Source organism: Streptomyces africanus (assembly GCF_002150735.1).
Classification (GTDB): Bacteria; Actinomycetota; Actinomycetes; order Streptomycetales; family Streptomycetaceae; genus Streptomyces; species Streptomyces africanus.
Window position 1 is genome coordinate 22,657 of the sequence record NZ_MUKA01000093.1, and the last position, 26,684, is coordinate 49,340.

Annotated in this window: 29 protein-coding genes and 2 pseudogenes; 13 read left to right on the plus strand and 18 right to left on the minus strand. The window is 71.4% G+C overall.

Annotation, left to right across the window (positions count from 1 at the left end):
- Positions 1-28 precede the first annotated feature (28 nt).
- Complete coding sequence (locus CCL05_RS14205; RefSeq protein WP_086560863.1) at positions 29-457, minus strand: hypothetical protein; 429 nt, start codon at positions 455-457, stop codon at positions 29-31.
- Between the two features lie 226 nt (positions 458-683).
- Here CCL05_RS14205 and CCL05_RS14210 point away from each other — a divergent pair, with 226 nt between their 5' ends.
- Positions 684-980 carry a heavy-metal-associated domain-containing protein gene (locus tag CCL05_RS14210; protein ID WP_086560864.1) on the plus strand — a complete coding sequence of 99 codons (297 nt, stop codon included), beginning with the start codon at positions 684-686 and terminating at the stop codon, positions 978-980.
- Between the two features lie 213 nt (positions 981-1,193).
- Here the strand turns inward: CCL05_RS14210 and CCL05_RS14215 are convergent, their stop codons facing one another.
- Positions 1,194-1,844: a TetR/AcrR family transcriptional regulator gene (locus CCL05_RS14215; RefSeq protein WP_086560865.1), complete on the minus strand. Its 651-nt coding sequence runs from the start codon at positions 1,842-1,844 to the stop codon at positions 1,194-1,196.
- Between the two features lie 115 nt (positions 1,845-1,959).
- Between CCL05_RS14215 and CCL05_RS14220 the strand changes: the two genes are divergently transcribed.
- Together CCL05_RS14220 and CCL05_RS14225 are read left to right on the plus strand one after the other, a co-directional pair.
- A complete protein-coding gene (locus CCL05_RS14220) occupies positions 1,960-3,402 on the plus strand; it encodes an MFS transporter (protein ID WP_086560866.1) in 1,443 nt (480 codons plus the stop codon).
- Between the two features lie 118 nt (positions 3,403-3,520).
- A complete protein-coding gene (locus tag CCL05_RS14225; protein WP_086560867.1) occupies positions 3,521-4,030 on the plus strand; it encodes a DUF4396 domain-containing protein in 510 nt (169 codons plus the stop codon).
- 47 nt (positions 4,031-4,077) lie between these two features.
- On the opposite strand, the pseudogene CCL05_RS14230 reads toward CCL05_RS14225, so the two are convergent.
- Positions 4,078-4,448: pseudogene (locus CCL05_RS14230) on the minus strand (transposase).
- A gap of 61 nt (positions 4,449-4,509) precedes the next feature.
- Complete coding sequence (locus CCL05_RS14235) at positions 4,510-5,553, minus strand: NAD(P)-dependent alcohol dehydrogenase (RefSeq protein WP_086560869.1); 1,044 nt, start codon at positions 5,551-5,553, stop codon at positions 4,510-4,512.
- Positions 5,554-5,648: 95 nt separating this feature from the next.
- Here CCL05_RS14235 and CCL05_RS14240 point away from each other — a divergent pair, with 95 nt between their 5' ends.
- Positions 5,649-6,245 (plus strand): TetR/AcrR family transcriptional regulator, encoded by a 597-nt coding sequence (locus tag CCL05_RS14240; protein ID WP_086560870.1) that lies wholly within the window; start codon positions 5,649-5,651, stop codon positions 6,243-6,245.
- A 133-nt stretch (positions 6,246-6,378) separates the two neighbouring features.
- Here CCL05_RS14240 and CCL05_RS14245 read toward each other — a convergent pair whose 3' ends face one another.
- Together CCL05_RS14245 and CCL05_RS14250 are read right to left on the minus strand one after the other, a co-directional pair.
- Positions 6,379-8,436 carry an ATP-binding protein gene (locus CCL05_RS14245; RefSeq protein WP_208641501.1) on the minus strand — a complete coding sequence of 686 codons (2,058 nt, stop codon included), beginning with the start codon at positions 8,434-8,436 and terminating at the stop codon, positions 6,379-6,381.
- A 159-nt stretch (positions 8,437-8,595) separates the two neighbouring features.
- A complete protein-coding gene (locus CCL05_RS14250; RefSeq protein ID WP_086560872.1) occupies positions 8,596-9,099 on the minus strand; it encodes a MarR family winged helix-turn-helix transcriptional regulator in 504 nt (167 codons plus the stop codon).
- Between the two features lie 312 nt (positions 9,100-9,411).
- On the opposite strand from CCL05_RS14250, the gene CCL05_RS14255 reads away from it, so the two are divergent.
- The 5 genes from CCL05_RS14255 to CCL05_RS14270 all read left to right on the plus strand — a co-directional run bounded on the left by CCL05_RS14255 (position 9,412) and on the right by CCL05_RS14270 (position 12,381).
- Positions 9,412-9,987, plus strand: a complete 576-nt coding sequence (locus tag CCL05_RS14255) for an NAD(P)H-dependent oxidoreductase (RefSeq protein WP_086560873.1) — start codon at positions 9,412-9,414, stop codon at positions 9,985-9,987.
- 97 nt (positions 9,988-10,084) lie between these two features.
- Positions 10,085-11,029 carry an NADP-dependent oxidoreductase gene (locus tag CCL05_RS14260; protein WP_086560874.1) on the plus strand — a complete coding sequence of 315 codons (945 nt, stop codon included), beginning with the start codon at positions 10,085-10,087 and terminating at the stop codon, positions 11,027-11,029.
- Positions 11,030-11,058: 29 nt separating this feature from the next.
- Positions 11,059-11,538, plus strand: coding sequence for an alpha/beta hydrolase fold domain-containing protein (locus tag CCL05_RS47260; protein ID WP_341868255.1), 480 nt, complete (start codon positions 11,059-11,061; stop codon positions 11,536-11,538).
- Positions 11,487-11,855 carry an alpha/beta hydrolase gene (locus CCL05_RS47470; protein ID WP_425275917.1) on the plus strand — a complete coding sequence of 123 codons (369 nt, stop codon included), beginning with the start codon at positions 11,487-11,489 and terminating at the stop codon, positions 11,853-11,855. Before CCL05_RS47260 ends, CCL05_RS47470 begins: the two co-directional genes overlap by 52 nt.
- A 25-nt stretch (positions 11,856-11,880) precedes the next feature.
- Positions 11,881-12,381 (plus strand): cupin domain-containing protein, encoded by a 501-nt coding sequence (locus CCL05_RS14270; protein WP_086560875.1) that lies wholly within the window; start codon positions 11,881-11,883, stop codon positions 12,379-12,381.
- A 51-nt stretch (positions 12,382-12,432) separates the two neighbouring features.
- On the opposite strand, the pseudogene CCL05_RS14275 reads toward CCL05_RS14270, so the two are convergent.
- Both CCL05_RS14275 and CCL05_RS14280 read right to left on the minus strand, forming a co-directional pair.
- Positions 12,433-12,929: pseudogene (locus CCL05_RS14275) on the minus strand (transposase).
- A gap of 66 nt (positions 12,930-12,995) precedes the next feature.
- Positions 12,996-13,565 (minus strand): histidine phosphatase family protein, encoded by a 570-nt coding sequence (locus CCL05_RS14280; protein WP_086560876.1) that lies wholly within the window; start codon positions 13,563-13,565, stop codon positions 12,996-12,998.
- Between the two features lie 249 nt (positions 13,566-13,814).
- On the opposite strand from CCL05_RS14280, the gene CCL05_RS14285 reads away from it, so the two are divergent.
- Together CCL05_RS14285 and CCL05_RS14290 are read left to right on the plus strand one after the other, a co-directional pair.
- Positions 13,815-14,036, plus strand: coding sequence for a CbtB domain-containing protein (locus tag CCL05_RS14285; protein WP_086560877.1), 222 nt, complete (start codon positions 13,815-13,817; stop codon positions 14,034-14,036).
- A gap of 13 nt (positions 14,037-14,049) precedes the next feature.
- Positions 14,050-14,793 carry a CbtA family protein gene (locus CCL05_RS14290; protein ID WP_086560878.1) on the plus strand — a complete coding sequence of 248 codons (744 nt, stop codon included), beginning with the start codon at positions 14,050-14,052 and terminating at the stop codon, positions 14,791-14,793.
- Positions 14,794-14,900: 107 nt separating this feature from the next.
- Here CCL05_RS14290 and CCL05_RS14295 read toward each other — a convergent pair whose 3' ends face one another.
- The 3 genes from CCL05_RS14295 to CCL05_RS14300 form a co-directional block, all read right to left on the minus strand.
- On the minus strand, positions 14,901-15,773 hold the full coding sequence (locus CCL05_RS14295) for a glutathione S-transferase C-terminal domain-containing protein (RefSeq protein ID WP_086560879.1): 873 nt from the start codon (positions 15,771-15,773) through the stop codon (positions 14,901-14,903).
- Positions 15,774-15,866: 93 nt separating this feature from the next.
- Entirely contained in the window at positions 15,867-16,022 is a 156-nt protein-coding gene (locus tag CCL05_RS45200; RefSeq protein ID WP_167409562.1) for a hypothetical protein, read from the minus strand.
- Positions 16,023-16,039: 17 nt separating this feature from the next.
- Positions 16,040-16,405: a hypothetical protein gene (locus CCL05_RS14300; RefSeq protein ID WP_208641503.1), complete on the minus strand. Its 366-nt coding sequence runs from the start codon at positions 16,403-16,405 to the stop codon at positions 16,040-16,042.
- 6 nt (positions 16,406-16,411) lie between these two features.
- On the opposite strand from CCL05_RS14300, the gene CCL05_RS14305 reads away from it, so the two are divergent.
- Complete coding sequence (locus CCL05_RS14305; protein WP_244204267.1) at positions 16,412-17,203, plus strand: acyl-CoA dehydrogenase family protein; 792 nt, start codon at positions 16,412-16,414, stop codon at positions 17,201-17,203.
- A complete protein-coding gene (locus CCL05_RS14310; protein WP_086560880.1) occupies positions 17,200-18,585 on the plus strand; it encodes an FAD-binding oxidoreductase in 1,386 nt (461 codons plus the stop codon). The genes CCL05_RS14305 and CCL05_RS14310 overlap by 4 nt, the downstream gene beginning before the upstream one ends.
- A 9-nt stretch (positions 18,586-18,594) precedes the next feature.
- Here the strand turns inward: CCL05_RS14310 and CCL05_RS14315 are convergent, their stop codons facing one another.
- The 7 genes from CCL05_RS14315 to CCL05_RS14345 are packed head-to-tail and all read right to left on the minus strand — an operon-like array spanning position 18,595 to position 26,681.
- A complete protein-coding gene (locus CCL05_RS14315; RefSeq protein ID WP_244204268.1) occupies positions 18,595-20,007 on the minus strand; it encodes an LLM class flavin-dependent oxidoreductase in 1,413 nt (470 codons plus the stop codon).
- On the minus strand, positions 20,004-20,885 hold the full coding sequence (locus tag CCL05_RS14320; RefSeq protein WP_086560881.1) for a carbohydrate ABC transporter permease: 882 nt from the start codon (positions 20,883-20,885) through the stop codon (positions 20,004-20,006). Before CCL05_RS14320 ends, CCL05_RS14315 begins: the two co-directional genes overlap by 4 nt.
- Positions 20,882-21,760, minus strand: coding sequence for a carbohydrate ABC transporter permease (locus CCL05_RS14325; RefSeq protein ID WP_086560882.1), 879 nt, complete (start codon positions 21,758-21,760; stop codon positions 20,882-20,884). The genes CCL05_RS14320 and CCL05_RS14325 overlap by 4 nt, the downstream gene beginning before the upstream one ends.
- Entirely contained in the window at positions 21,757-23,109 is a 1,353-nt protein-coding gene (locus CCL05_RS14330) for an ABC transporter substrate-binding protein (RefSeq protein WP_086560883.1), read from the minus strand. Before CCL05_RS14330 ends, CCL05_RS14325 begins: the two co-directional genes overlap by 4 nt.
- A 20-nt stretch (positions 23,110-23,129) precedes the next feature.
- Positions 23,130-24,323, minus strand: a complete 1,194-nt coding sequence (locus CCL05_RS14335) for an acyl-CoA dehydrogenase family protein (protein ID WP_086560884.1) — start codon at positions 24,321-24,323, stop codon at positions 23,130-23,132.
- Between the two features lie 13 nt (positions 24,324-24,336).
- Positions 24,337-25,521, minus strand: a complete 1,185-nt coding sequence (locus tag CCL05_RS14340) for an SfnB family sulfur acquisition oxidoreductase (protein ID WP_086560885.1) — start codon at positions 25,519-25,521, stop codon at positions 24,337-24,339.
- Entirely contained in the window at positions 25,518-26,681 is a 1,164-nt protein-coding gene (locus CCL05_RS14345) for an LLM class flavin-dependent oxidoreductase (RefSeq protein WP_086560886.1), read from the minus strand. Before CCL05_RS14345 ends, CCL05_RS14340 begins: the two co-directional genes overlap by 4 nt.
- Positions 26,682-26,684: the final 3 nt, after the last annotated feature.

The following is a 26,684-nucleotide window of genomic DNA, read 5'->3' on the forward strand; positions in this document are numbered from 1 at the left end:
GAAGAAAGAAGAAAGAGGACCGGTGTTTCTAGACCTGCTGGACCACGGACAGCCTCAGGGCGGACGACGACGCGGCGGACAGCGCCGGCTCGTCGCGGCCCGGCCCGCCCGAGACGCGCCCGGGGTCGGTCGATGCGGCGACCGACTGCGCGAAGCACGGTGGTGTCAGCACCGGGCCCTGCTGCGGCTGGCCGGATACGCAGTGCTCACCGGTGTGCGAGGAGCCATGGCCCTCTCCCGGCTCACCTATCGCGACGAGCCGCGGCGCGGTCTGCTCGTGCGGCGGGGCCACTGGGGCCACCGCGCTGGTCGCCAGGTGCCCTTCCGTGCCCTCGGCGCTCAGCCCGTGGGCGGACACGATGCCGAACAGCAACACGACCATGGCCAGCACGCGCAGCAACGGACCCGCAGACGCGCGAGCCCGCACCAGGCGCGGGAGTGACCAGGCCGTAATCATGCCGTGATCCTAACGGCTCGTGGACCTTGGTCCGGTCAACTCCCGCGCCACAGCGCGTTAACGAGCCACACACATGACCGATTCGCTTCGGCGGAGATCACGGACCGTCTGCGGCCGCCCGCATCTTGCATATACCCCCCAGGGGTATATTGTGGAATCGTTCGAGAGGAGCGGGTACGAGCCGCTCCCGAAGCGTCCACGCATCGACATCCGAGGATGGAAAGCCATGACCGACCTGAAGAACTCCGGCTCCTGCTGCTCCACCGACGGTTCGTGCCACTCCGGCGCCGCGGCCGGCACACAGGACGGCGGGGTCACCACCGTCTACAAGGTGTCCGGCATGACCTGCGGGCACTGCGAGGGCGCGGTCTCGCAGGAGATATCCGCGCTGAGCGGCGTCACCGCCGTCACGGCAGTCGCCGAGACCGGTGAAGTGACGGTCACCTCCGCCGCCCCGCTCGACGAGGAGGCCGTCCGTGCCGCCGTCGACGAGGCGGGTTACGAGCTCGTCGGCACGGCGTGAGCCCGTCCGGGACCAAGCGGCCCCGGACCACCGCACACCGCCGCCTGGCCGCCGTCCGGAACGACGGCGACCAGGCGGTGTTTCTGTTTGCGGAAGACCCTGCCCCACGCCTCTTCCGTACCCCCGGGGGGGTCGGGCCGTCAGCGCGGACCGGCGCCTCAGCGACTCTGGTCCGTCCGGATCGACTTGGTCAACGCGGGTCCGAGGCGGGACTCAGCGGTCCCGCCCCGGACCGTAGTGCCCGAGGAACATGTCCACGCCGCTGACGATGAGGCGGTCCGTGAGGCTGTCCTCGATGTGGGTGCCGTAGGTGCTGAAGACCATGTGAGGGAAGACCAGCAGCGTGTAGAGCTGCATGATCGCGACTTCCAGATCGGGGATGACCAGCCGGCCCTGGTCCGCGAGCGCGCGCAGGGCACCGGCGACGGCCGGATGGTGACCCTCGGGACCATGGCGGTGCCAGGCCCGCCCGAGTTCGGGGAAGCGGTGCTGTTCGGCGGCGACCAGGTTGCGCAGGGCGGTGATGTCCTTGTTCGTCCTGACGGTCTGCACCCAGCTGTGGGCGGCCTCGATGAGGGCCGCGCGCAGGTCCTCGGCCTCGGGCAGCTCTTCGAGCGCGGCCGAGGAGGCGTGGCCGAGGGGTTCGTCGAGGGCGCTGGTGATGACCGCGGTGAACAGCGCTTCCTTGCTGCCGAAGTGGTTGTAGACGGTCACTTTGGACACGCCCGCCTCGGCGGCGATGGCGTCCATTCCGACGCCGAAGCCGTCCCGCAGGAAGAGTTCGCGCGCCGCCCGGACGATGGCCTGCCGCTTCAGTTCGGCACGGGGGCCGCTGGGGGGCTGCTTGACACTGTCCACGCTCATGAGCCGATCCTAGCAATTGACTGAACTGAACAGTTGAGTTCATATGTACTGGCCCGTACAGTTCAGTTGTGGGCGGTGACCTGTTTCCGCCTCTGCTCCGACAGGAGGACCCGTCATGACGCATCCGGCTCATTCCGCAAGCCGCACCCACCACGCGCCGGAACATCACCCGCCGCCGGCCGACCCTCGCCGCTGGGCGGCACTGGCCCTCATCTGCGTCGCCCAGTTCATGTTGATCCTCGACGTCACCGTGGTGAACGTCGCGCTGCCCGACATGGCCGCCGACCTGGACCTCGACCGGGCCACACTGACCTGGGCAGTGACGGCGTACACGCTCTGCTTCGGCGGGCTGATGCTGCTGGGCGGCCGCCTCGCCGACGCCCTGGGCGCCCGCCGCACGCTCCTGGCCGGCCTCGCGGTGTTCACCGCCGCCTCCCTGGTCACCGGCCTCGCCGGAACCGCCTCCGTGCTGCTCGGCGGGCGGATCGCCCAGGGCGTCGGCGCCGCTCTCCTCTCCCCCGCGGCCCTCTCGATCGTCACCACGACCTTCCACGGCACGGAGCGCAACAAGGCGCTGGGCGTGTGGGCCGCGATCGGCGGCTCGGGCGCCGCGGCCGGCGTCCTGATCGGCGGCGCCCTGACCGACGGGCCGGGCTGGCAGTGGGTCTTCTACATCAACGTGCCGATCGGCCTCGCCGTCCTCGCCGCCCTGCCGGCACTCGTCCCCGCCCACGCCCCGCAGCCGGCACGACTCGACCTGCCCGGCGCCCTCCTGGTCACCGCGGGGACGGGCTCCCTCATCTACGGCCTGGTCGAGGCGGGCGACAGCGGCTGGGCCGACACGGCCACGCTGCTGCCGCTGGCCGCCGCGGTGATGCTGTACGCGGGGTTCGCCGCGGTGGAACGGGCGAGCCGCGCCCCTTTGATGGACCTGCGGATGTTCACCCGCCGACCGGTACTCGCGGGTGCGTTCCTCATGCTCATCGCCACCGCGCTGCTGATCTCGTACTTCTTCCTCGGCTCGGTCTACCTCCAGCACGTCCGCGGTCTCACGCCGCTCAGGACCGGCTTGCTGTTCCTGCCGGCGGCCGTGGCCACCGGTCTCGGCGCCCATCTCGCCTCCCGCCTCGTCGGCCGGATCGGCGCTCGCGCCGTCGCCGTGGCCGGCATGGCGCTCGCCGCCGTCGGATCGGCACCCCTGACCCGGCTGTCCGACGAGGGCAGCGTGTACGCCGGCCTGCTCCCCGGCTTCGTCGTCGCCTCCTTCGGCCTCGGCATGGCCTTCGTCACCGCCACCACCACCGCGCTGGGCATGATCGACCACCACGAGGCGGGTCTTGCCTCGGGTGTCGTCAACACCTTCCACGAGGTGGGCGGTTCGATCGGCGTGGCGATCGTCTCCACGATCGCCGCCTCGGGCATCGAGTCCGGCTCCGTCGGCGGCTTCACCGACGCCTTCACGGTCTGCGCCGTCGCGGCGGCCGCGAGTGCCGCGGTGGCCCTGGCGCTCGTACCGCGCGGCAAGCCGCAGGTGAGCGGGGGGCCGCACGTGCACTGAGGACCGTTCCACCCGATCCGCCTGGAGAAAGCTTGGCCATATACCCCCTGGGGGTATATGGTTCTGGCTGTGGGGCTCAAGGAACGGGCCGCATTCGACGGGATTGGGGAAGAAGGTCATGGACCACACCGCTCACCACGCCGGCGACGGGCACGACCACGCCGCCCACGAGGGTCATCATGACGGGCACGCCGGAGCGTCCTGGGGAATGGCGGTCAAGGCGACGCTGCACTGCCTGACCGGCTGCGCCATCGGCGAGATCCTCGGCATGGTCATCGGCACAGCCCTGGCGTGGGGCAACGTGCCCACCATGATCCTGGCGATCGCGCTCGCGTTCCTCTTCGGCTACTCGTTCACGCTGTTCGCGGTCCGCCGGGCCGGTCTTGACTTCAAGACCGCGCTGAAGGTCGCGCTCGCCGCCGACACCGTCTCCATCGCCGTGATGGAGCTCGTCGACAACGCCATCATCGCCGTCACGCCCGGCGCGATGGACGCCCACCTGTCCGACGGGCTGTTCTGGTACGCACTGCTGGGCGGCTTCGCGATCGCCTTCCTGATCACCACGCCGGTCAACAAGTGGATGATCGGCCGCGGCAAGGGCCACGCCGTCGTCCACGCCTACCACTGACCATCAGCCGGACCGGTTCAGAACCCGCCTGGGTTCTGTCTCCCTGGTCAGCGTCCTGTCCAGATGAGGATGGCGGCGAGGTGGAGTGCGGCCTGGTGGGCGATCGCGAGTTCGTCGGTTCGTGTGGCCAGGCCGCGCCACTGTTTGAGGCGGTTGATGCACCGCTCGACGGTGTTGCGCTGCTTGTAGGCCTCTGCATCGAAGCCGGGCGGACGCCCACCTTGGCTGCCCCGCCGCAGACGGTGGCCGATCTGGTCCGACGGTTGTGGGATGACAGCGCGGATCTGCCGGCGACGCAGGTGACTGCGGCGTCGGGGAGGTCCCTCCAGGGCGACTTGGTGCAGCACTTCCACGCGATGGCCTCCAGGGTTCGGCGGTGGTCGGCCCACCGCCGCCCACGAACCGGATCGGCCGGCATCAGCGGCTCGATCCGATCCCACAACGCATCAGTCTTGCCGTTGGACAAGCCGCACCGTCGGTCAGTCCAGGTCGGACATGTCGAGCACGAAGCGGTAGCGGACGTCGTTGCGAGCCAGGCGTTCGAGAGCCCTGTTCACCTGGGACGACGGCAGCAGCTCGATGTCGGCGGTGATGCCGTGTTCAGCGCAGAAGTGCAGCATGGCGGCGGTGGACGGGCGGCCGCCGCTGCCGGCGGAGCTGAGCTTCTTGCGGCCGACGAGCAGGTCCATGGTTTCCACGGTGACCGGTCCGAGGTGACCCAGGTGGCTGAGGGTGCCGTCCATGGCGGCCACACGCAGGTACGGAGCCAGGTCGTGAGGAGCGGAGATGGTGTCGATGACCACATCGAACTGGTCGCGGACCGCTTCCATCTGCTTCGGGTCAGTGGACACGACGAATCCCTGCGCCCCCAGGCCGCGCGCTTCGTCAGCCTTGTCCAGGGTCCGGCTGATGACGGAGGTCGTGGCGCCGAGCCCGGTCGCCATCTTGACCGCGAGGTGTCCCAGGCCGCCCAGCCCGGCCACGGCGACGGTACTGCCTGGGCCAACTCCGAGCGCCCGCAGCGGTTCCCAGACGGTGACGCCGGCGCAGAGCAGGGGGGCTGCGGCGGCTGCGTCGAGTCCCGCAGGGAGATGGTAGGCGAACTGATTGCTCACAACGTACTCGCGGGAGAACCCGCCCAGCGTGGTCGACCCGTCCTGCCGGTCGGCTCCGCCGTAGGTCAGTGTCGGGACATCACGGCAAAAGTTCTCCTGGCCGGCCTGGCACATGCGGCACATGCCGCACGAGTCGACGATGTTGCCGACGGCCACGCGGTCGCCGGGCGAGAAGTCGGGAACCGCGCTGCCGACCTCGGTCACCACGCCTGTGAACTCATGCCCGGGTACGAGCACGCCGTTCGCGTCGCTCTCGTGCGCCCGCAGCGCGTGGAGATCTGTGTGGCAGACACCGCAGTACTCGACACGTACCGCGACGTCGTCCGGGCGCAGGTCCCGGCGCTCCAGCGCCGCGCGGCGCAGAGTCCGCGTCGCGCTGTCCGCCTGCCATCCGGTCGTGGAACGCATCTCCGACTCCTAAGACAGACTGTTCGGTCTATTTCACGGTAGACACATGCGTGCCCAGAAGTAAACAGACGAGTCTGTCTGTTAAGGTGCGGAGTATGCCTGACCAGCCATCCAGCAGCCGTGGAGCCGCCACGTATCAGCGCATCGTCGACGCCGCCACCCAGGAATTCGCCCAGTACGGCATCGCCGGTGCACGCATCGAGCGGATCATCGCCGCCGCACGCACCAACAAGGCACAGCTCTATGGCTACTTCGGCAACAAGGAGCAGCTCTTCGACGCGATCTTCTTCGCCTCACTGGAGCGGATCACCAATGTCGTCCCCATCGACGCCACGGACCTCGCCGACTGGGCGGTGCGCCTCTACGACGAGTACCTCAGCCGCCCTGATCTGATCCGGCTCGCGACCTGGGCGCGCCTGGAGCGGCGCCCGACCGGGTATCTCGTGGCGAACCACGACCGCTACGACGACCACAAACTCCGCGCCATCGCAGAGGCTCAGGCCGCCGGGCGCATCAGACAGGGAGACCCCTTCGACGTGATGGCCATGGTCATCGCCATGTCCATGGCCTGGTCTCCGGTGAGCAACGTCTACGCCGCCTCCGCCCATGAACCCGCGAGCATGCACGAACAACGGCGCTCCCTGCTCCGAGACTGCGTAAGCCGCGCCGTCGTCCCGGACCAGGGAGCCTGAGCACACCACGACGGTCTCGGTTGAGGGGCGAAACGAGTGGGGCGACGAGCAGCCCTGGCCAATCCCAGAGATCCTCACCACGGCCAGAAGGAGCCCGAGGGTGAGGACGTTGCCCTGCGGTACCGCGCTGGCCTCACTCCTCCGGTATCGAGTGCGGCGCGGTCGGTGTGGATCTCGTGGCCGGTTGGCGCAGCAGTTGTTCGATGAGGCGTTCCTTGGCCAGGGCGAGGTGGCGCCGGTAGGTGCCGTAGGGCACCCCGAGTCGTCGGGCGGCGGCCTTGTGGGTGCGGGAGGCCGAGATGTAGGCGGCGGTGAGGGCCTCGTGGGCTTTGACGCCTGCCGGGTCGCTCTGTATCGCGTCGAGGGCGGTGGTGATGGCGCCGCGCAGGTCCGCGGCCGGGTCGGGTGAGCCCGGCGCCACGAGATGGGAGCGCAGCAGGACGCTGGTCGCGAATTCGCGCGGGGTGTGCCAGGTGCGCAGCGCCTCGAGTACGCCTTCCTCGAACGCGGCGCGCGCCGGCTGGTCGCCTGGGCCACTCATGGAGCCGGTTGCGGGCCATGTCGCCGTGGGCGTGACCGCGGTGCGAGCCCGGTGTCGCACCCACTGTTCCACCGTTTGCCGTCGCCAGTCCCGGCCGTAGACGTGCTGTGGCAGGCCGCCGACGTCCACGGCCGCGACCTCGGGCATCCCGGCCGCGGCGAGGTAGCGTCCCCACCGGTCGGCGTCTTCGAAGACGGTGAAGGTCACCGCGCGTTGCTGGGTCCTCATCTCCTCGGCGATGGTGCGCCGGCTGATGAGTTCCATCAGAGGTGAGGGCCGCTGGTGCCCGCCGGGTTGCACCGCGAAGCGGCGGATGCCCAGGTGCTCGCCCGGTCCCAGGGGAGCGGCTGCCTCCACGAGGTCCCAGACTGCTGCGATGACCGGGTCTGCGGCGCGGTCCTCGGGCAGCGGTGCGTCCAGCCGCAGGATGGCCATGAACGCAACGGGTGTGGTGGAGCCCGCGTAGCGGTGGACGCGGAAGGCCTCCGGCTGGCGGCGCAGCCAGTATGCGACCGCGGCTGCCGATGCCGGGCCCTCGGCCTCCTCGGCCATGCGCAGCACGGCGGGCACGTCTTCGGAGCGGAGCGGAGTGTCCTCGATGTGGGGGTGCGTCCGGTAGTTATACAGATGGTCCGGACCGCCCTGGTCGCGGAAGAGGGACATCCATTCCGCGACTCGTAAGAGCGCGTCGTCGGCGGTGGCGGAGCGCACGGCGTGCAGACCGGCGAGCGAGATGCGGGCGCGGACGTCGTCGTAGCGCTCTGGGTCCCGCCAGCGCAGGTCGGCCTCGAGGGTCGCCCGCACCGCGTCGTGCGGGTGCAGCCCTTCCGGTGTGACCTCGATGTAGGGCAGCTGGCGCAGCCAGGAGAACACCGTATTGGTGTCCTCGTCACCCAGCACTTTGCGGAGCAGGGGCTCGCGGGTGACGTAGGCCTGCGCGACGACTTCGAGGGCGCGTCGGTGGACGGCACTGGGCAGGTCGCCGACCAGCCGCTCGACCAGGGTCGTCAGGGTGTCGCCGGTGGGGTACCACGGCGCGCCGGGTGCGGCCGGGGGCACGGAGGCGGCCAGGGAGAGGGCGAGCGGGCTGCCTCCCGCGAAGGCGACGAAGGCGCCGCGCTGCTCGGCGGGGACACCCCGGGCGGCGAGCAGGGCGTCGGACTCGGCGGGATCGAGCGGCCGTAGGGGCAGTGCGGTGAACAGTTGCGCCCACCCGGGGTCCAGCGACCATTCGGCGTCGGGGGCGGTCCTGCCGGCCACCACCACGATCGCCTGGTCGGCGAGCCGTAGCAGGAAGGTGTCGCGCAGCCACGTCTCGAGGGGCTGGCATTGTTCGAAGGTGTCGATGAGCAGCACCGCGCCGGGTTCGGCGCACGCCGGGGCGGCGGCCTCCTCCAGTCTGCGTGGATCGGCGTCAAGGAACCGTGCGTCCACATGCACCACGCGGCGGCCGGCGAGCTCCGCCTGCCGGGCGGCGTAGCGCACGAGCGAAGACTTGCCGATGCCGCCGGGGCCGTGCAGGTAGGCGACGAGCGGAGCGTGCGCCGCGCCCGACAGCATCAGGTCGAGCACCGCCCGCTCCTGCTCCCTGCCCACCAGCGCTCCGGCTCGAGCCTCCGCCAGCCGGTCCGCCAGGCCCCTTCCACCCAATCCGGGCTCCTCTCGTCAGGCCCATCTTGCCGTCGAAGATCCGATTGATGAAGCGCTTTCCACGTGAGTAGCACCGAGTGCGGGGCAGCTCAGGGGACGGAGAGCGCTGCTCGCAGCGGGACATGTCGTTGTGCCTTCTGCGTGGCCTGAGTCGAGTCCTTATGCTCCGCCCTTACGGCGGCGAGGCGCGGCCGAGCGGGACGGCATCGAGCGCATGTGGTCGCGCACCGGCGCCAGCAGGCCGGCGAGAGCCTTGACGTCGTCACGCGAAAGGGGCTCGAACAGCAGGCGGTTGACCACCTCGACATGCCCCGGCAGCACCCTCGCAAGCAGCGCACGCCCGGCATCGGTGACGGTGACAGTGATGCTCCGCTCGTCGTCCGGCGAGGGAGCGCGGACGACCAGGCCCTCCTTCTGGAGCAGGCCCACCTGATAGGTGAGACCACTGCGGCTGTAGACGACGCCGTCGGCCAGGTCGGTCATGCGGTGACTGCCCGTCGGGGAGTCCCCGAGCCGGGCCAGCAGCTGGAACTGCACATAGCTGAGATCACCGGCCTCGCGCAGTTGCTGCTCGACTGCATGCCGAAGCAGGCTGGCCACCTCGACGAGGTCGAAGTAGGCGCCGAGCTGCACGGGGTCGAGCGACGGCAGTGAATCAGACATGACCGAAGTCTACTGCTTCGAATTCGAAGCGTGTGGCGTGGCGCCGTGCAGCCACCAGGGTCTCCCAGGCCCGATGGCGTGACCTCGTGAGCGCACGGTGTGGGCAGTGTTGGGCCCGACTGAGCACCGCAGAACGTCGAGTTCGGACAGTGCCGCGGCGCAGGGTTACGAGCAGGAGGACGGCGCCGCCGCCCACGTATCCCGAGGACCGGCCATGAACATCCCCTGCTTCGCACGACGTCGTCCTCGGCCCTCACCGGTGACGGCACGACAGCCCGGCCGCAGCGCAGAAGCCATGAACACGATGCCGGGATGAGCACCGCCGCGTGGAGCCCGGTGTCCCTGGCAGTCCTGTGCGCCGGCGTCGGTTACGGGCGCTCGACTCGCCTGCTCGCGGACTGGGTTTCCGAGGCTGTGTGCCGGTCACTGGCAGCTGGTGGCGCGCGCGCCGAGGTGGAGGTGCTGGAGCTGCACCGGCTGGCGGCCGACCTCGCTCAGCACTCCACCCACGACCGCGTCAGCCTTGACCTGCGGGAGGCCATCGCGGCGGTCGTGACAGCGGACGGGCTGGTGGTGGCGACCCCAGTGGTCGCCGCATCACCGAGCAAGGCGTTCGACTCGTTCTTCGACGTCATCGGGGACAAAGTCCTCTCCGGCATGCCAGTACTGCTCGCGCTCGACAGCAGCTCCCGCCGGCAGCCACCCGACCTCGCGCAAGTGATGCGCAGGCGCCTGACCAGCGTGCACGCCGAACCCATGCCCACGATCGTCGTCGCCCGCCCCGCCGACTGGCAGGCCACCGCGCTCAACGACGCGGCGCGGCTGCGCGCCTGCATCGACCGAGCCGCCGTCGAACTCGCCGTGGCGATGCGTTCGCACCGGCGGTGACCGACAGCACTTGCTTCGAATTCGAAGTAGATGTATCGTCATCAACAGTTGCTTCGAATTCGAAGCAAAACTGATCGCAGTGAAGGTGAGAACCCAAATGAAGGCAGTGCGTTTCCACGAGTACGGCGACCCGAGCGTCCTGCGCTACGAGGACGTGGAGCAGCCCGTCCCCGGGGCCGGGCAGGTCCGCATCCGCGTCGCCGCGACGTCGTTCAATTCCGTCGACGGCAACATCCGCGCCGGCTTCATGCAAGGCCCCATACCGGTGGTGCTGCCCCATACACCCGGCATCGACGTCGCCGGCACCATCGACGCGGTCGGCGACGACGTCGACGGCATCGCCGTCGGCGACGACGTCATCGGCTTCCTGCCGATGGACGGCACCGGAGCCGCCGCGCAGTACGTCCTCGCGCCGGCCGATGCCCTGACCCCGGCGCCCAAGAGCGTCCCCCTGGCCGACGCCGCCGCACTGCCGCTGGTGGCCCTGACCGCGTACCAGGCGCTGTTCGACCACGGCAAGCTGACCGCCGGGCAACGTGTGCTGATCAACGGAGCCGGCGGAGCGGTCGGCGGCTACGCCGTGCAGCTGGCCAAGAACGCCGGCGCCCACGTCATCGCCACAGCCAGCCCGCGCAGCAGCGGGGCGGTCACCTCGGCCGGCGCCGACGAAGTCATCGACCACACCACCACCGGAGTGACCGCCGCGGTGACCGAGCCGGTCGACCTCGCACTCAACCTCGCACCGGTCGCCCCGGACGAACTGGCCTCGCTGGTCACCCTGGTCCGTCCCGGTGGGGTCGTCGTGAACACCACGGTATGGATGCCCGCACCCAGCGACGAGGAGCGCGACGTGCGCGGCATCGACCTGTTCGTCCGCAGCGACGCCGACCAGCTGGCCCGACTCGTGGCGCTGGCCGACGGCGGCGAGCTGCGCGTCGATGTCGCCGAGCGGGTGCCGCTGGCCGAACTGCCGGCGCTCCACGCCCGGGCCGCCGAAGGCGCGGTGCACGGCAAGGTCATCGTGGTCCCGTCCGCCGCCTGACGCCGATCCTCCACCGAGAGGAAAAGACCATGGCACTCGGTCTGGATCCCGAAATCGCCGAGGCGCCGGCCCCGATGGCCGGCGCGATGGCGGACGCCACACCACCGGCAGTGGGGGACATCGCGGCGCGACGCGCCATGTGGGAGCCGATCATCGGTGCAGCGGGAACGGCCCAGCCGATCCCGGCCGACGTGCAGACCAGCGAGCACCACACGACTGCGGGCGACGGCGCGCGGATCACCATGCGCTGGTACACCAAGGACGGCGCGGCGCCGGGCCCGGCCGTGCCGTCCTTCCACGGCGGCGGATACATCTTCGGCCACATCGACCTGTTCGACGGCCCGGTCTCCCGCTACGTCTCCGCCAGCGGCGTGCCGATGCTGTCAGTCCAGTACCACGCGCCCCCGAACACCCCTTCCCGACCCCGCTCGAGGACGCCGACACCGCACTGCGCTGGCTGCACGCACACGCCGCCGAACTCGGCATCGACCCCGACCGGATCGGTGTGATGGGTGACAGCGCGGGCGGCGGCATGGCCGCGGGACTGACGATCCTCGCCCGCGAGCGCGGCGGTCCGAAGATCGCCCGCCAGATCCTGCTCACCGAGCGCGCTCACCCCGCGCCTCAGCAGGGGGTATGCAAGCCCGTCACACAGGCGGCCCCGGCCCCTCGCTCCGTGCCCGCCGCGATGGGACCCCTCGGACACCGGCAAGAACACACTGAAGCACCGATCGGCCGAGCCGGACTCCCACTTCGCGCCGCACGCGCATCGACGGCCGGGAGACTGCCGGACTCCATATCCGCCCGGCACCTGATCCTCACCTGACTGACCTTTGAAGGAGACGACTTCGATGATTCCCGACGACGACCTGTCCCGCTCGCTGACCGTGGCGGACCCCGACGATCCCGGTACGACGTACATCTCTCTGGTGGGCAACACGTACGCCATGCTGGTCACCGGCGAGCAGACCGACGGCCGGTACTGCTTGATCGACATGCGCGTCCCCGACGGCGGCGGCCCGCCGCCCCATCGGCACGACTTCGAGGAGATGTTCACGATCCTGGAGGGCGAGATCGAGTTCTCCTTCCGCGGCGAGAAGCACACCGTACGGGCCGGGTCCACGGTCAACATCCCGGCCAACGCCCCGCACAACTTCCGCAACGTCTCGGGTGCGCCGGCCCGCATGCTCTGCATGTGCACCCCGGCCGGCCAGGACGAATACTTCACGCGCATCGGCGATGTCGTCGCGGGCAAGGACGCGCCGCCGCCGCAGCTGTCGCAGGACGAGCTCGCGGAGCGCCGCCGCCGCGCGGCCGAGTTGGCCTCGACCTACCGGAGCGAGTTCCTGTGACCCGCAGGGCCGGCAAGCCCGGCACGGGTCGACAGGGTGAAGTCTCCTTAATCAGCGTCCTGTCCAGATGATGATGGCGGCAAGGTGGAGTGCGGCCTGGTAGGCGATCGCGAGTTTGTCGGTTCGTGTGCCAGGCCGCGCCACTGTTTGAGGCGGTTGATGCACCGCTCGACGGTGTTGCGCTGCGTGTAGGCCTCTGCATCGAAGCCGGGCGGACGCCCACCTTGGCTGCCCCGCCGCAGACGGTGGCCGATCTGCTCCGACGGTTGTGGGACGGATGAGGGCCATGACAGACACGGTCCAGGCAATGTCGTCGGCGGCGTCCGCTGCCGCGAGAAGGGCGGCGAGGATCTTCCACGTCCCCTCGACGGCCCACCTGATCAGCCGTTTGTGAGCGGTCTGGAACGAGCCCGGTTCGTCGGGGAGGTCCCGCCAGGGCGAGTTGGTGCGGTACTTCCACGTGATGGCGTCCAGCGTTCGGCGGTGGTGGCCCACCGCCGTCCACGAACCGGATCGGCCGGCATCAGCGGCTCGATCCGATCCCACATCGCATCAGTGATCACTCATCGGACAGGCACACCCGATCAACTGATGACCCACCAAAGAGACACGCTCTAGGCGCGTCCGTCGACAGCGCCCGCCCTCAGATTCCAACGGCCGTTGCGGCCGGTGAGGGTGACAGCGGACAGCGGCGGAACGTCGACGCGCCAGAACGACGACATCGGCGCATCCAGCGCACGTAGCACCGCGGCTCGCGCCACGGCCTGTTCCACCACGGCGTGCGCCCGTCCCGTATCAGCCGGCAGTGTGTCCAGCCAGGCGGCGACCCGACCACAGACGTCCGCCACGGATTCGCCTCCGTGCGGGGCGGCTTCCGGATCCGACATCCAGGCAGCCAGGCTCGCACCGTCGTCAGCGGCGACCTCGGCGAGGGTCCGGCCCTGCCAGCTCCCCATGTCCATGTCCCGCAGCGGCGGTTCGACCACCACCGCGTCCCAGCCCAGGGACCGCGCCGTCTGCCGGCACCGCTCCGACGGCGCCGTATACAGAGCCGACGCCGCCGGCAGGGCTCCGGCGGCTGCTCGCGCCTGCCGCACGGCCCGTTCGTCGAGCGGCGTGTCGCCGAAGCGCACATCGCTCTCGACAGGCGCGGCGGCACACAGCAGCGTGAGCCGGACGGTCATGGCAGTCCCTTCGCCGGATTCCGCCAGTGGGCGGTTCATCGTACGTGGCGTACGCCATGTTGGCCGAAGTCCCGCTTGCCCCTACCATCTGGGACGACAAGGACGACGGCGCCACGGAAGTCCGGTGCAAGCCCGGCACGGTCGCGCCACTGTGTGCCACCCTCCCCCGAGGTGTGGTGAGTCAGACCCAACGCCGTCGTCGAGTGCTCCACACGATGCGGGACGCGATGTTCCCGAGGAGGTCTCGCCATGGCGCAGTCCACTGCCGCCCCCACTCCCACCACCACCCAGACCCTCACGCCGCTGCCGTTGCGGGCGATCGCCCCCTGGGCTGTGTTCTTCGGCGTCCTGATGCTCGTTCTGCTCTACTTCGTCGGCGCCGAGCAGGGCGCCACCGCACTGGTCTCCGGTGAGGGCGTACACGAGTGGGTGCACGACGCCCGCCACCTCCTCGGCTTCCCCTGCCACTGACAGGGCGCCCTTCATGAACTCCACGACCGTACGCACCCTGTTGGTGCGCGGCATGCTCGCCGGCCTCGCCGCCGGCGTGCTCGCCTTCGTCTTCGCCTATGTCGTGGGAGAGGGATCCGTCGACGCGGCCATCGCGTTCGAAGAGTCCCACTCCCATGAGCACGGCGAGGAACTCGTCAGCCGGTCCTTGCAGTCGACGGCCGGTCTCGCGACAGGCGTCCTCGTCTTCGGCGTCGCCATCGGCGGCATCGCGGCGCTCGCGTTCTGCTTCGCGCTGGGCCGCATCGGCCGGTTCGGCGCCCGGGCGACCGCCGCGTTGACCGCGCTCGCCGGGTTTCTCCTCGTCTACCTGGTGCCGATCCTGAAGTACCCGGCCAACCCGCCGGCCGTCGGCGACCCGGACACCATCGGCCAACGCACGGCCCTGTTCGTGCTGATGATCGCCCTGAGCGTCCTGCTGGGCACAGGCGCCGTCCTGCTGGGCCGCAGGCTCGCGCCGGGCTGGGGCAACTGGAACGCCTCCATCACCGCCGGCGTCGCCTTCGTGGCGGCGGTCGGGGTCGCGATGGCGGTCCTGCCGCACGGGGACAACATCCCCAAGGGCTTCCCCGCCGCCGACCTCTGGGAGTTCCGCCTGGCCTCGATCGGCATCCAGGCCGTGCTGTGGTCGGCGTTCGGGCTCCTGTTCGGCTACCTGGCCGAACGCGTCCTCGAACCGCGGCCCGTACGCGGCCGGGTCTCCACACTGACGGCCTGACAAGGAGGCCATGTGGCGGAGGGGGTACCGGGGGCGCGCCCGGTACCCCCTCCGCTCGCAGTCGCGTGAAACCCCCGGGGGCCGGAGCATCCGCCCCCGCTTCCCCGTCAGCCGGGCTGCCGCACCGGCTCCCCTGCGTCCCGTCGTGCGTACGCCGCCCAGTCCACGATCTGTACCGCCGCTCCGGCGGCCTCCGTGCCCCGGCAGTGGGCGTGGTGCCTGCGGGCGATGCCGTCCAGATCGAGGCGGGAGCCGAAGGCGGGGTGCGCCGCCAGCCGTCGTGCGTACGCCCACAGACGGGGGTGGTCGGTGATGCGGTGCACCGCGGCGGCATCCAGGTGGTGGCGGTGCACGGTGTCCAGCTGGACCAGCGTCACCCACAACTGCACGTCCGCCAGGCTCAGTTCGCCGCCCAGCACGTACTCCTGGGAGGCGAACCGCCACTCCAGCACATCCAGGGCGCTCAGCAGGGTGGCCAGCGCGGTGTCGCGTGCCGCCGAGTCGGTACCGGACTGCCCGGCACGCTGGGCGGTCCAGGTGATGCCCTGCTCACAGAGCCGGCCTACGCCCTCGATCGCCTTCTCGGCACCACGCGGGTGGAGATCAGGGCCATGACCACCGAACCGAGTCAGGTCCCGAAGGATGTCCGGGGCGTGCGTGCTCACGATCCGCCCGGTCCAGCCGTCGCTGAGCACCGGCGCCACGGCCGGGCCCGGGTGCTGGTGCCAACTGGCCTCGTACAGCGGACGCAGTGCCCGGTATCCGCCACCGGGTGCGTCGGGCACGGCGGGCAGCAGCGTCACCGGGAGCGTGTCGTCGAGGCCGAGCAGACGGTGCGTCACGGCGATCTGCAGGCAGTGCGGACAGGAGAGGGCGAGATGGAGCCGGTAGCGGCGTGGCGCGGCGTAGTAACCGCTGCGCGCGTCGCAGCCGATCCTGCTCCGGAAGGACGGCACGGCTGTCGGGGATGTCGCGGACATGCGTCTCCTTGGGCGTGCTTGGGTCTGGGCGTACGACGGCGACGGCACGCGGCAGCTCCGGCGCGGCCGGGATGCGGTACTGCTGCGGAAGGGTCAGGCGGGGGCGGGGGCTGAGCCGCCGTCGCGCAGGGAACTCGCCGCACTGCAGACGCGCACGAGATCGATGTGGCGGCGGGACGTCAGCAGGGGCAGTGGCCGGACGGCGACACGCACGGCGTCACCGCCGAGGTCCAGCGCGACACATCCCATGATTCCCTACCAGCTCACTAGGATTCCCGTAGTGAAGTGTCCGGCCGCGTCCACGCCGCGTCAAGAGGGCCGTTCGAGGGGCCGGTTCGGGATGCGGCCAGCAGCGCGCGGACCGCCTCGACGGCGGCGCCGGTCACGGAGGGGTCCGCGCCGTGCCGGGGGCGCGCGCTGAGCCGTACCGGAGGAACGGTGGGCAAGCCCTCGACCGGGCTCAGCCCCTCGGGGTGCTGGCCGCCGGGCACGGCGAGCAGCGCGGCGCCCAGTCCGGCGCGGGCCGCGTCCAGGACGCCCGCGAGATATCCGGCCTCGGCGACGACCGTGGCCGGTGTGCGGTGGGCGGCCAGCGCGGCGAGGGCGCCGGACGGCCGGTGCTGCTCAACCATGCGCGGGTGGAGCCCGAGCTGGGCTCACCGGCGCGCGGCGGGCTGCCCGCGACGGTGGCCCGGCGCACGGCGACCGGCTGGACCCTCACCGGCCGCAAGCGGTTCGCCACCGGCGTCGAGGGGCTCGACTGGCTGCTGGTGTGGGCCACCACGGACGAACCCATACCGCGGGTCGGCACGTTCGCCGTGCCCGGTGCCTCCCCCGGCATCGAGATCACCCACCGCTGGGACCACCTGGGTCTGCGGGCCAGCGGGAGCCACGACATCGCACTGCACGAGGTCGAGATCCCCGCCGGGAACGTGGTCGACATCGCCGCACACGGTCCGGGCGCCGAGCAGGACAACCGGGCAGCCGCTGCCCTCCATCTCCCGCTCGCGGCTCTCTACCTGGGCGTGGCCCGCGCGGCCCAGCGGTACTTCCACCGTTTCGCCCACGATCGGATCCCCGCCAACCTCGGCCACCCGGTCGCCCGCACGGAACGCTTCCGGCGGGCCGCCGGCGAGATCGCCCTGCGGCTGGACTCGGCCGAGCAGTTGGTGTTCGGCGGCGCCGAACGCGTGGACGCCGCCGACCGAACGTACGCCCCTGAACTGGCCCTGGGCGCCCGTATCCTGGCCGACCGGCACGCCGTCGAGGCGGTCGGGCTGGCGATACGGCTGCTGGGCAATCCGGGGCTGAGCCGTGACAACCCGCTGGAGCGCCACTTCCGCGACATCCAGTGCGCCCCGGTCCACGCCCCGCAGGAGGACGTCGCGCTGCTCGCCGTCGGCAGCCGTGCGCTGGAGGGCACCGGATGACCGTCACCCAGTCCCGCACCGCCGAGGCCCTGCTGACCGCCCTGAGCCGTGACCTGCCGGGGGACGCCCTCCGCACCGCCCCCGAGGCCACCGCCCCGTACGCCGCCGACCGTTCCGGCAGCCGCCCGGACGGCGAGCCCCTGGCCGTCGTGCGCGCCGCGAACGCCGAGCAGGTGCGGACGACACTGCGGCATGCGCACGCGCTGCGGGTGCCGGTGGTGCCGCGCGGGGCCGGGACCGGACTGTCCGGTGGTGCGAACGCCGGCACGGGCACGGTCGTTCTGGACCTGTCGCGGATGAACCGGATCCTCGACCTGGACCCGCACGACCAGATCGCCGTCGTCGAACCGGGCGTCATCACCGCCGAACTGGATCGCGCGGCGCGCGAGTTCGGGCTGCGCTACGCCCCCGACCCGGCGAGCGCGGCGATCTCCACGGTGGGCGGCAACATCGCCACCAACGCGGGCGGGCTGCGGTGCGCCAAGTACGGGGTGACCCGGGACGCGGTGCTGGGCCTCGACGTGGTCCTCGCGGACGGCACGCCGATACGGACCGGCCGGCGCACCGTCAAGGGGGTCACCGGCTACGACCTGACGGCCCTGCTCACCGGCTCCGAGGGCACCCTGGGCGTGATCACCGCGGCCACGCTGCGACTGCGTCCGGTGCCGGAGACGACCGCCACCGTCGCGGCGTACTTCGACACCTTCGCCGAGGGAGCCGAGGCCGTGTCGGCGCTGACCGCCGCCCGGCTGGAGCCTTCCATGGCGGAGTTGCTGGACGGTCCGGTGCTCGGCGCCGTGGACGACGCTCAGGGCACGGACCTGCGCTCCCGTGGCGGTGCGCTGCTGCTTGTGCAGTGCGACGGACAGGCGGCCGCGACGGAGGCGGAGCGGGCGGTACGGCTGCTGCGCGGGCGCGCGGCATCGGTCGAGACCACCGACGACCCGGCGGAGGCGGACCGGCTGCTCACGGCCCGCAGACTCGCCCTGCCCGCCCTGGAGCGGCTGGGGCGGGTGCTGATCGAGGACATCGCCGTGCCCAGGTCTCAACTGGCCGCCGCGGTACGGGAGATCACGGTCGCCGCCGAGCGTCATGACGTACGGATCTTCACCTTGGCCCATGCCGCGGACGGCAACCTCCACCCCATTCTCGTCCTCGACCCCGACACGCCCGGCATCCCTGACGCTGCCTGGCGGGCGGCGGGCGACGTCTTCACCGCGGCACTGCGCCTGGGCGGCACCCTCACCGGGGAGCACGGCGTGGGCACCCTCAAGCGGCGGTGGCTCGCGGACGAACTCGGCCCGGAGCAGCACGCGTTGCAGCACCGCATCAAGGCGGCCTTCGACCCGCACCACATCCTCAACCCGGGCAAGGCCCTCTGAGGAGGAAGGCTAGGGACGTGCCCGTGCTCCGGCTGATTCCCGCTCCCGCACGGCGAGTTCGCGAAGGCGCGCGGCCGGGTGGTCGTCCCGGACCCGAGGGCCGCCGCCCGGACCCTGCAGGCGCTCGCGGAGCGTGGAACCGGCCGGCGGGTCCGGGACCCTGCCGCGGGCGCGCAGCTCCGGGACGACCAGGTCGACGAAGTCGGTGAAGGTGCCGGGGGTCACGGCGTAGGCGAGGTTGAAGCCGTCGACGTCGGCCTCCTCGACCCAGCGTTCCAGTTCGTCCGCGACCGTTGCCGGGGAGCCGGCCACCACCGGTCCGATGCCGCCGATGCCCAGGTAGCGGGCGATCTGGTCGGGGGTCCAGCGGCGGGTCGGGTCGGCGGTGGAGAAGATCGCGAGCGCCGAGCGGACGGCGTCGGTGTCGATGTACTCCAGCGGCTGGTCCGGCGTGAGTGCGGACAGGTCGAGGCCGCTCCAGCCGCCGTAGAGGGCGAGGGCGCCCTCGTAGGAGGCGTGGGAGAGGAGGTCGGCGTGCTTGGCGCGGGCCTCCTCGTCGGTGGGGGCGGTGATGGCGGTGAACAGGATGAAGATCTTGACGCTGTAGGGGTCGCGGCCCTCGGCGGCGGCTTTGGCCCGGATGTCGTCGACGACGCGGCGGGTGGCCTGCGGGCTGACGGCGTTGATGAAGACCCCCTCACCGTGCCGGGCGGCGAAGGACCGGCCGCGCGGCGAGGCGCCGGCCTGGAAGATGACCGGGGTGCGCTGCGGGGACGGCTCGGACAGGAACACGCCCGGGACGGTGAAGTGACGGCCCTTGTGGGCGATGTCGCGGATGCGGCCGGGGTCGGTGTAGACGCCGCGCTCACGGTCGCGGACGACCGCGTCGTCGTCCCACGAGTACTCCCACAGCTTGTAGCAGACCTCCAGGAACTCCTCGGCGACCTCGTAGCGGTCGTCGTGGGCGACCTGTTCGCCGAGTCCCAGGTTGCGGGCGGCGCTCTCCAGGTAGGAGGTGACGACGTTCCAGGCGATCCGGCCCTTGGTGAGGTGGTCGAGGGTGGTGAGGGTGCGGGCGAGCTTGTACGGCTGCTCGTAGGTGAGGGACACCGTGACGCCGAAGCCGAGGCGCTCGGTCACCGCGGCCATCGCGGACACGGCGGGCAGCGGGTCGGACAGCGGGATCTGGGCGCCCTGGCGGACGGCGGCGTCCCGCGAGCCCTGGTAGACGTCGTAGGCGCCGAGTACGTCGGCGATGAAGAGGGAGTCGAACCCGCCGCGCTCCAGCAGCCGCGCCAGGTCGGTCCAGTAGGCGAGGTCGGTGTAGCGGTGCGCCTGGTCGTCGGGGTGTCGCCACAGGCCTGGCGACTGGTGGCCGACGCAGGCCATGTCGAAGGCGTTGAGGTGGATACGGCGGGTCACTTGAGGGCTCCGGAGGACAGGCCGGCGACGAGCCGGCGTTGGGCGGCCACGGCCAGGACGTAGACGGGCGCGACGCCGATGAGGGACACCACCGCCTGCTGGCCGAACTCGACGTTCTTGTCGCCCTGGAAGAGGGAGAGCAGCACCGGCAGGGTCTGCGCGGTGCTGTCCTGGGCGAAGCTCAGGGCGAAGAGGAACTCGTTGTAACTGAGGAAGAAGCAGATCAGCGCGGCGGCCGCGACGCCCGGCGAGATCAGCGGCAGCACGACGCGGCGCAGACTCGCCCAGGTGCCGAGCCCGTCGAGCCAGGCGGCTTCCTCGATCTCCTTCGGCACCTGGCGCACGAAACCGTCCAGGAGCCAGATCGCCACGGGCACGTTGGCCAGCCCGTCGACGAGGGCCAGCCCGGCGACGGTGTTGTTCAGCTCCAGGTTCCGCAGCAGATAGAACAGCGGCAGGACCGCGACGACGGGCGGCGCGCAGTAGCTGGACAGCACCAGGGTCGCGAGCCTGGCTCCGCGGCGTCCGGCCCGGGCGGTGAAGTACGCGCCGGGGACGGCGACGAGCAGCGTCAGCACCACGGAACCAGCCGCGACCGCCCAGGAGTTGGCGATGTAGTGGCCGAGGTCGACGGCCCGGAACGCGTCGGGCCAGTTCCGCCAGAACAAGCGGGAGGGCAGCAGTCCGCCGTTGAGGACGTCGTCGCGGGAGCGGACGGACAGTGAGGCGACGTACAGCACCGGAACGGCGGCGAGGAGGGCGATGACCGCGAGCAGTGCGGTGAGGCCGGTGGTACGGCGGCGGGCGGCGGGTCGGGCCGGGGACCTGACCGCGGTTTCGTGGGCGACGGTTTCTCCGGTGGCTTCCAGCGTGGTCATACGGCCACCTCCTCGTGCCGCTTCCGGCGCACCGCCACCAGGCTCGTGACCAGGCCGATGAGCAGGGAGAACAGCACGGTGGCAGCGGCCGCGCCGCCGACGTCGAACTCCTGGAGGGCGGTGCGCTGGATGTCGTAGGTGCTGGTGGTGGTCGAGAAGCCGGGGCCGCCGGCCGTCACGACGTAGACGATGTCGAACACCTTGAAGCCGATCACCAGCTTCAGCAGCACGACCGACAGCAGCGTCGGTTCGATGTACGGCAGGACGACCGAGCGGACGGTGCGCCAGCGGCCGGCGCCGTCGAGGGCGGCGGCCTCGCGCAGGTCGTCCGGCACGCCGAGCAGGGCCGCGTACACGAGCAGCATCACGAACGGCGTCCACTGCCAGCTGTCGATCACGACGAGGGTCACGAACGCCCCGGTGGCGCTGCCGAGCGGGTTCACGCCGGGCAGGCCCAGGGCATGCAGCACGCCGCCCAGGGCCCCGCCGACCGGGGCGAGCAGCAGTTTCCACGCCACGCCGACCATGACGGGCGGAGTGACCAGCGGCAGCAGCAGGAGGGTGCCGAGCAGGCCGGGGCGCCGGGCCCGGGCGCGCAGCAGGAGCGCGAGGGCGGTGCCCAGCACCAGCTGGACCGCGGCGGCGAGCACCGCGAAGAGCACCGACCGCCACAGCGAGCCGGTGAACGACTGGCTCTCCAGCGCGGTACGGAAGTTGTCGAACCCGGTCCAGCGTTGCAGCGGCCGGGCGAGGGTGGAGTCGGTGAACGCCAGGCCGATGACGTAGACGAGCGGGTAGGCGGCGAACACCGCGAGGAAGGCCACCGGCGGCACGGCGAGCGCGCCGGGGACGCGCACGGCGGACCTGGCCGTCATCCGGACGCTCCCTTGAGTTCCTTGGCCCAGGCCCGCTGCGTGTTGGCCAGGGCGGTCTTCGCGCTCTGCTTGCCCTGCAGGCCCAGCGCGAGTTCGTCCACGAGGGTCTGCAGCAGCTCCGGGGCCTTCGGGACGGTCGGCCAGGGCAGGGGGTCGCCCGCGAGACCGGTGCGGACGACCTCGTAGGAGCCGGGCGAGTTCTTGCGGAACGCCGCGGAGTTGAGCGTGCTGGTGCGGACGGGGTCGGCGCCCGCGTCGGGCTGGGCCAGCACGAGGAGGTTCTGCCGCGCGGCGGTGGCCCACTTGACGAAGGCGGCGGCTGCCTCCTTCTGCTTCGACGCCGTGGACACCGCGAGCCCGAAGCCCGCGTCCAGCGAGGTGCGCGGCTCGGTGTTGTCGCCGCCGACGGGGAGCGTGGTGACGGCCCACTTGTCGACGACCTTGGACTGCTTGGGGTCCTGGGCGCGCTTGGCGAAGTCGGTCCAGAAGTCGAGCATGGCGCCCTTGCCGTCGAGGAAGGCGGGCAGCGCCTGGTCGAAGCCGATCTGCAGCGGGGTGGGCAGGGCGTGCGGTGCGGCGTCGAACAGCACCTGGGCGGCGGCGATCGCCTCCGGGGTGTCGAGCGTGGGCGCGTCCGACGCGTCGAGGAACGAACCTCCGTATCCGGCGAGGCGGTTGGCGAAGTCGCAACCGAGGATGACCGGGACCTGCTGGGCCTCGATGATGGTGCCGTAGTACCTGCCCCGGGCATCCTTGGTGATCTTCGCGGCGATGTCGTTGTACTCGTCCCAGGTCCTGGGCGCCTCCACCTTGTGCCGTTCGAAGATCTCGGTGTTGTAGAAGAGGATGTGGGTGTCTCCGTCGTAGGGCAGCCCCCAGCGCTTGCCGTCGTACCGGGTGTACGTGTCGTACAGGGACGGCAGGAAGTCGCTCTCCTCGATGTCCTTGTGCGCCTTGATGTACGCGGTCAGGTCCTCGATGACGCCGCCCTCGGCGAGGGTGCCGACGGCCGCGTACCAGTACATGAAGACGTCGAACTGGCCCGCCCCCGACTGCACGTCGAGCACGGCCTTGGCCGTGAGCTTGTCGTACGGCACCGGCGTCACCTTGAGCTTGGCGCCGGTGGCCTCCTCGAAGGGCCTTCTCAGGTACTCGAAGGACAGGGCGTTGGGCTGGTTGGCGAGGATCTTGAGGGTGACGCCGTCCAGATCCGGCTTGGCCGTCGGGTCGAGGGCGGCGGAGGCGGAGCCGCCGCACGCGGTGAGGAGGGGGCCGGCGGCGGTGAGGGCGGCGGCGCCGGCGGAGGCGCGCAGGAGCGTTCTGCGGGACAGCGGGGACGACGGGGACATGGGGTGGTTCTCCTGGCTTGTTACGTGTAGAGGGTGAACGGCGGGTGGGCGCCGTTGAGGAAGTGATCGCCGACCTCGCGGAGCTTGTAGGCGACCGGGTCGTGCAGGGTGTGGGTGCGTACGTTGCGCCAGAACCGGTCGAAGCCGTACGCGGAGGCGGTGGACCGGGCGCCGGTGGCCTCGAGGACGCGGGCGGTGATGTCGAGGGCGGCCCGGGTGGAGGCGACTTTCGCGGTGGCGACGGTGACGGCGATCTCGCCGCGCTCGTCGGCGGTGAGGTCCGGGCCGCGGTCGAGGCCGCGCTGGACCGCTTCGGCGGCGTGGTCGGCGAGGACCCGCACCGAGCGGGCGGAGACGGCGAGTTCGCCGTAGGTGGCGAGCGTGTACGGATCCTCGGTGGCGGCCTCGACGCCCGACAGCAGCCAGGGACGGGTGGCGGTCCTGGTGTACTCGGCCGCGGCGGCGAGCGCGCCCTCGGCGATGCCCAGGTAGAAGTGGACGAAGACCAGCTGGATCGCGGGCGTGACCAGCGTGGCGAACGGGGACAGCGCCTCCTCGTCCTGGGACAGGGAGCCGAGGATGTCGTCCGCCGCCACCGGCACGGCGTGGAACTCCACACTGCCGCTCGCCGACAGCCGCTGTCCGAAGTTGTCCCAGTCGTCGTTGCGGACGACTCCGGGGTGGGCCGGGTCGACGAAGACGACGACGGGTTCGCCGGTGTCGGCTCGGGCGGCGCCGACGACGAGCCGGTCGGCCACGCGGGCGCCGGTGGCGAAGGACTTGCGTCCGTCGAGCCGGAAGCCGGCGCCGTCCGGGGTCAGGGTGATGTCGGGGTCGCGCGGGTTGAAGGCCCCGCCCCACAGCCATGCGCCGTCGGCGGCGGCGCGCTCCAGGCGCTCGACGGTGGCGGGCCGGCCGAAGAAGCGGGGGTTCCAGGACAACAGGTAGTGGTAGCCGAGGAGCTGGCCGATGGAGCCGTCACCGGCGGCGATCTCGCGGATGACGGCGTAGGCGGTGCGCCAGTCCGCTCCCCCGCCGCCGCGCTCGGCCGGCACGAGGAGGGTGAGCAGACCGGCCGCGCGCAGCCGCTCGATCTCGTCGAAGGGCGGCTTGTTGGCCTTGTCGCGTGCGGGGGCGTCCTGGGCGAGGTCGGCGGCGACCGCGCGGGCGGTGGCGATCCAGTCGGCGTGGGGTCGGGGGGCTGTGCCGGTCATGGTGGTGCCGTCCTCAGACGATTCCGTTGGCGGGCGGGTGGACGCCGTTGAGGGCGTGGTTGCCGAGGTGCTGGATCTTCCATCGGCGCGGGTCGTGGAGGGTGTGGGTGCGGGCGTTGCGCCAGTGCCGGTCCAGGTTTCGGCCGCCGGTCACGGACCGGGTCCCGATGAGCGCGAAGACGTCGTTCGCCACGGTCAGCGAGGCCGTGTCCGCCTGCGCGCGGGCGGCGGTGACGGCGAGGGACGCCCCGGCGGCGAGCTCCGCGTCGGCGGGTGCCCGGCGGGCGGCGTCGATGGCGGCGCCCGCCCGGTCGAGGAGGGCTTCGGCGGCACGGACGAGGAGGGACAGTTCCCCGAACTGCTGGATCACCAGCGGTTCCTCACTCGCCCGGTCGGCGCCCGACTCGCCCCAGGGCCGGGCGAGCGTACGGATCAGCTCGCCGCCCTCCTCCAGCGCCGCGCGGGCGATGCCGGTGTCGACGGCCGCGTGGATGAACTGGCCGAAGGCGCCGAAGACTTCGGGCCGTTCGAAGGTGAGGTGGTGGAGCACGACCCGGTCGGCGGGGACGTGCACGTCCTCGAACTTCACGGTGCCGCTGGCCGTGCCGCGCTGGCCGATGCCGTCCCAGTCGTCGACGACGGTGACGCCGGGGGCGTCGTGCGGGACGAACGCGGCGGTGAGACTGTCGTCCGGGGCGAGCGCGAAGACCGGGATCCAGTGGGCGAACAGGGCACCGGTGGAGTAGTTCTTGGTGCCGGTCAGGGTGTACGAGCCGTCGGGACGGGGCTCCAGGCGGGTGGCGAACTCCAGCGCGTGTCCGGTGCCCTTCTCCGCCAGGGCGTTGCCGAACCTGCGCCCGGCCAGCACCTCGGCGTAGAAGAAGTCGCGCTGCTGCGCCGTCCCGTTCTCCTTCAGCACCTCCACGAAGAAGAAGTGGTTCTGCGGGATCTGGCCGATGCTGGAGTCGGCCGCCGACAGCAGCCGGACGACCTCCCCGAGGGTGCGGGCGCCGACTTCGGCGCCGCCGTGGGAGCGGGGCACGGTGATGCCGAGCAGCCCGGAGGCCGACAGTTCGTCGAGTTCGGCCCGCGGCAGGATGCGCTCGGCGTCGCGCAGGGCGGCCTCGCGGGAGAACTTGTCGGCCAGCTCGGCGGCGACGGCGACGGCCTCGGCGTCGTCGGCGATCACGTGGGTCATCGTGGGCTCCCGGCGCCCGCGAAGGGGATCTGTGCCGAGGGGGCGGCGGCCTGGTTGCCGGAGGGGTGCGTCCACAGGCCCTGTGCCTGAAGCCTCGGCAGCACGCCCTCGCCGAACCAGTACGCCTCCTCCAGGTGGGGGTAGCCGGAGAAGATGAACTCGTCGATGCCGAGGGCGTGGTACTCCTTGATCCGCTCGGCGACCTCGTCGTGGCTGCCGACCAGGGCGGTGCCCGCGCCGCCGCGCACCAGGCCGATGCCGGCCCACAGATTGGGGTGGATCTCCAGACGCTCGCGGCTGCCGCCGCCGTGCAGGGCGAGCATCCGCCGCTGGCCCTCGGACTCGCTGCGGGCGAGGCCGGCCTGCACCGACGCCACGGTCTCCGGGTCGAAGCCGTCCAGCAGCCGGTTCGCCTCGGCCCAGGCCTGCTCGGCGGTGTCGCGGGTGATGACGTGCAGCCGGATGCCGAAGCGGATGCTCCGGCCCTCCTTCTCGGCCAGCGCCCGGATCCACGCGATCTTCTCGGCGACCTTCGCGGGCGGCTCGCCCCAGGTGAGATAGACGTCGACGTGCTTGGCGGCTACGTCGCCCGCGATCGGCGAGGAGCCGCCGAAGTACACCTCCGGAAGCGGGTCGGGCACCCGGGCCAGCCTGGCGCCCTCGACCTGGAGGTGCTCGCCGACCAGGTCGACGCTCTTGCCCTGCCACAGCTCCCGTACGACTTCGAGGAACTCGCCGGTTCGGCGGTAGCGGGCGTCCTTGTCGAGGAAGTCGCCGTACGCCCGCTGCTCGTGGCTCTCGCCGCCCGTGACGACGTTGAGCAGGAGCCGTCCGCCGGTCTGCCGCTGGAAGGTGGACGCCATCTGCGCGGCGAGCGTCGGCGAGACGAAGCCGGGCCGGAAGGCGACGAGGAACTTCAGACGTTCGGTGTTCTGGCTGACCATGGCGGTGGTCAGCCAGGCGTCCTCGCACCAGGCGCCGGTGGGGGTGAGCGCGCCGACGAAGCCCAGGTCCTCGGCGGCACGGGCGATCTGGCTCAGGTAGGCGACCGTCGGCGGCCGGTCGCGCCCGGACTCCGTGGCGGGGGTGCCGTGGCCGCCGCCGACGACATGGCGGCTGTCGCCGTTGGTGGGCAGGAACCAGTGAAAGGTGAGGGACACGTG

Bases quoted from the DNA above. Each gene is read 5' to 3' on its own strand.
- CCL05_RS14205 (WP_086560863.1), bottom strand. From the start codon at position 457: ATGATTACGGCCTGGTCACTCCCGCGCCTGGTGCGGGCTCGCGCGTCT.
- CCL05_RS14210 (WP_086560864.1), top strand. From the start codon at position 684: ATGACCGACCTGAAGAACTCCGGCTCCTGCTGCTCCACCGACGGTTCG.
- CCL05_RS14215 (WP_086560865.1), bottom strand. From the start codon at position 1,844: ATGAGCGTGGACAGTGTCAAGCAGCCCCCCAGCGGCCCCCGTGCCGAA.
- CCL05_RS14220 (WP_086560866.1), top strand. From the start codon at position 1,960: ATGACGCATCCGGCTCATTCCGCAAGCCGCACCCACCACGCGCCGGAA.
- CCL05_RS14225 (WP_086560867.1), top strand. From the start codon at position 3,521: ATGGACCACACCGCTCACCACGCCGGCGACGGGCACGACCACGCCGCC.
- CCL05_RS14235 (WP_086560869.1), bottom strand. From the start codon at position 5,553: ATGCGTTCCACGACCGGATGGCAGGCGGACAGCGCGACGCGGACTCTG.
- CCL05_RS14240 (WP_086560870.1), top strand. From the start codon at position 5,649: ATGCCTGACCAGCCATCCAGCAGCCGTGGAGCCGCCACGTATCAGCGC.
- CCL05_RS14250 (WP_086560872.1), bottom strand. From the start codon at position 9,099: ATGTCTGATTCACTGCCGTCGCTCGACCCCGTGCAGCTCGGCGCCTAC.
- CCL05_RS14255 (WP_086560873.1), top strand. From the start codon at position 9,412: ATGAGCACCGCCGCGTGGAGCCCGGTGTCCCTGGCAGTCCTGTGCGCC.
- CCL05_RS14260 (WP_086560874.1), top strand. From the start codon at position 10,085: ATGAAGGCAGTGCGTTTCCACGAGTACGGCGACCCGAGCGTCCTGCGC.
- CCL05_RS47260 (WP_341868255.1), top strand. From the start codon at position 11,059: ATGGCACTCGGTCTGGATCCCGAAATCGCCGAGGCGCCGGCCCCGATG.
- CCL05_RS14270 (WP_086560875.1), top strand. From the start codon at position 11,881: ATGATTCCCGACGACGACCTGTCCCGCTCGCTGACCGTGGCGGACCCC.
- CCL05_RS14280 (WP_086560876.1), bottom strand. From the start codon at position 13,565: ATGACCGTCCGGCTCACGCTGCTGTGTGCCGCCGCGCCTGTCGAGAGC.
- CCL05_RS14285 (WP_086560877.1), top strand. From the start codon at position 13,815: ATGGCGCAGTCCACTGCCGCCCCCACTCCCACCACCACCCAGACCCTC.
- CCL05_RS14290 (WP_086560878.1), top strand. From the start codon at position 14,050: ATGAACTCCACGACCGTACGCACCCTGTTGGTGCGCGGCATGCTCGCC.
- CCL05_RS14295 (WP_086560879.1), bottom strand. From the start codon at position 15,773: ATGTCCGCGACATCCCCGACAGCCGTGCCGTCCTTCCGGAGCAGGATC.
- CCL05_RS45200 (WP_167409562.1), bottom strand. From the start codon at position 16,022: ATGGGATGTGTCGCGCTGGACCTCGGCGGTGACGCCGTGCGTGTCGCC.
- CCL05_RS14300 (WP_208641503.1), bottom strand. From the start codon at position 16,405: ATGGTTGAGCAGCACCGGCCGTCCGGCGCCCTCGCCGCGCTGGCCGCC.
- CCL05_RS14310 (WP_086560880.1), top strand. From the start codon at position 17,200: ATGACCGTCACCCAGTCCCGCACCGCCGAGGCCCTGCTGACCGCCCTG.
- CCL05_RS14320 (WP_086560881.1), bottom strand. From the start codon at position 20,885: ATGACCACGCTGGAAGCCACCGGAGAAACCGTCGCCCACGAAACCGCG.
- CCL05_RS14325 (WP_086560882.1), bottom strand. From the start codon at position 21,760: ATGACGGCCAGGTCCGCCGTGCGCGTCCCCGGCGCGCTCGCCGTGCCG.
- CCL05_RS14330 (WP_086560883.1), bottom strand. From the start codon at position 23,109: ATGTCCCCGTCGTCCCCGCTGTCCCGCAGAACGCTCCTGCGCGCCTCC.
- CCL05_RS14335 (WP_086560884.1), bottom strand. From the start codon at position 24,323: ATGACCGGCACAGCCCCCCGACCCCACGCCGACTGGATCGCCACCGCC.
- CCL05_RS14340 (WP_086560885.1), bottom strand. From the start codon at position 25,521: ATGACCCACGTGATCGCCGACGACGCCGAGGCCGTCGCCGTCGCCGCC.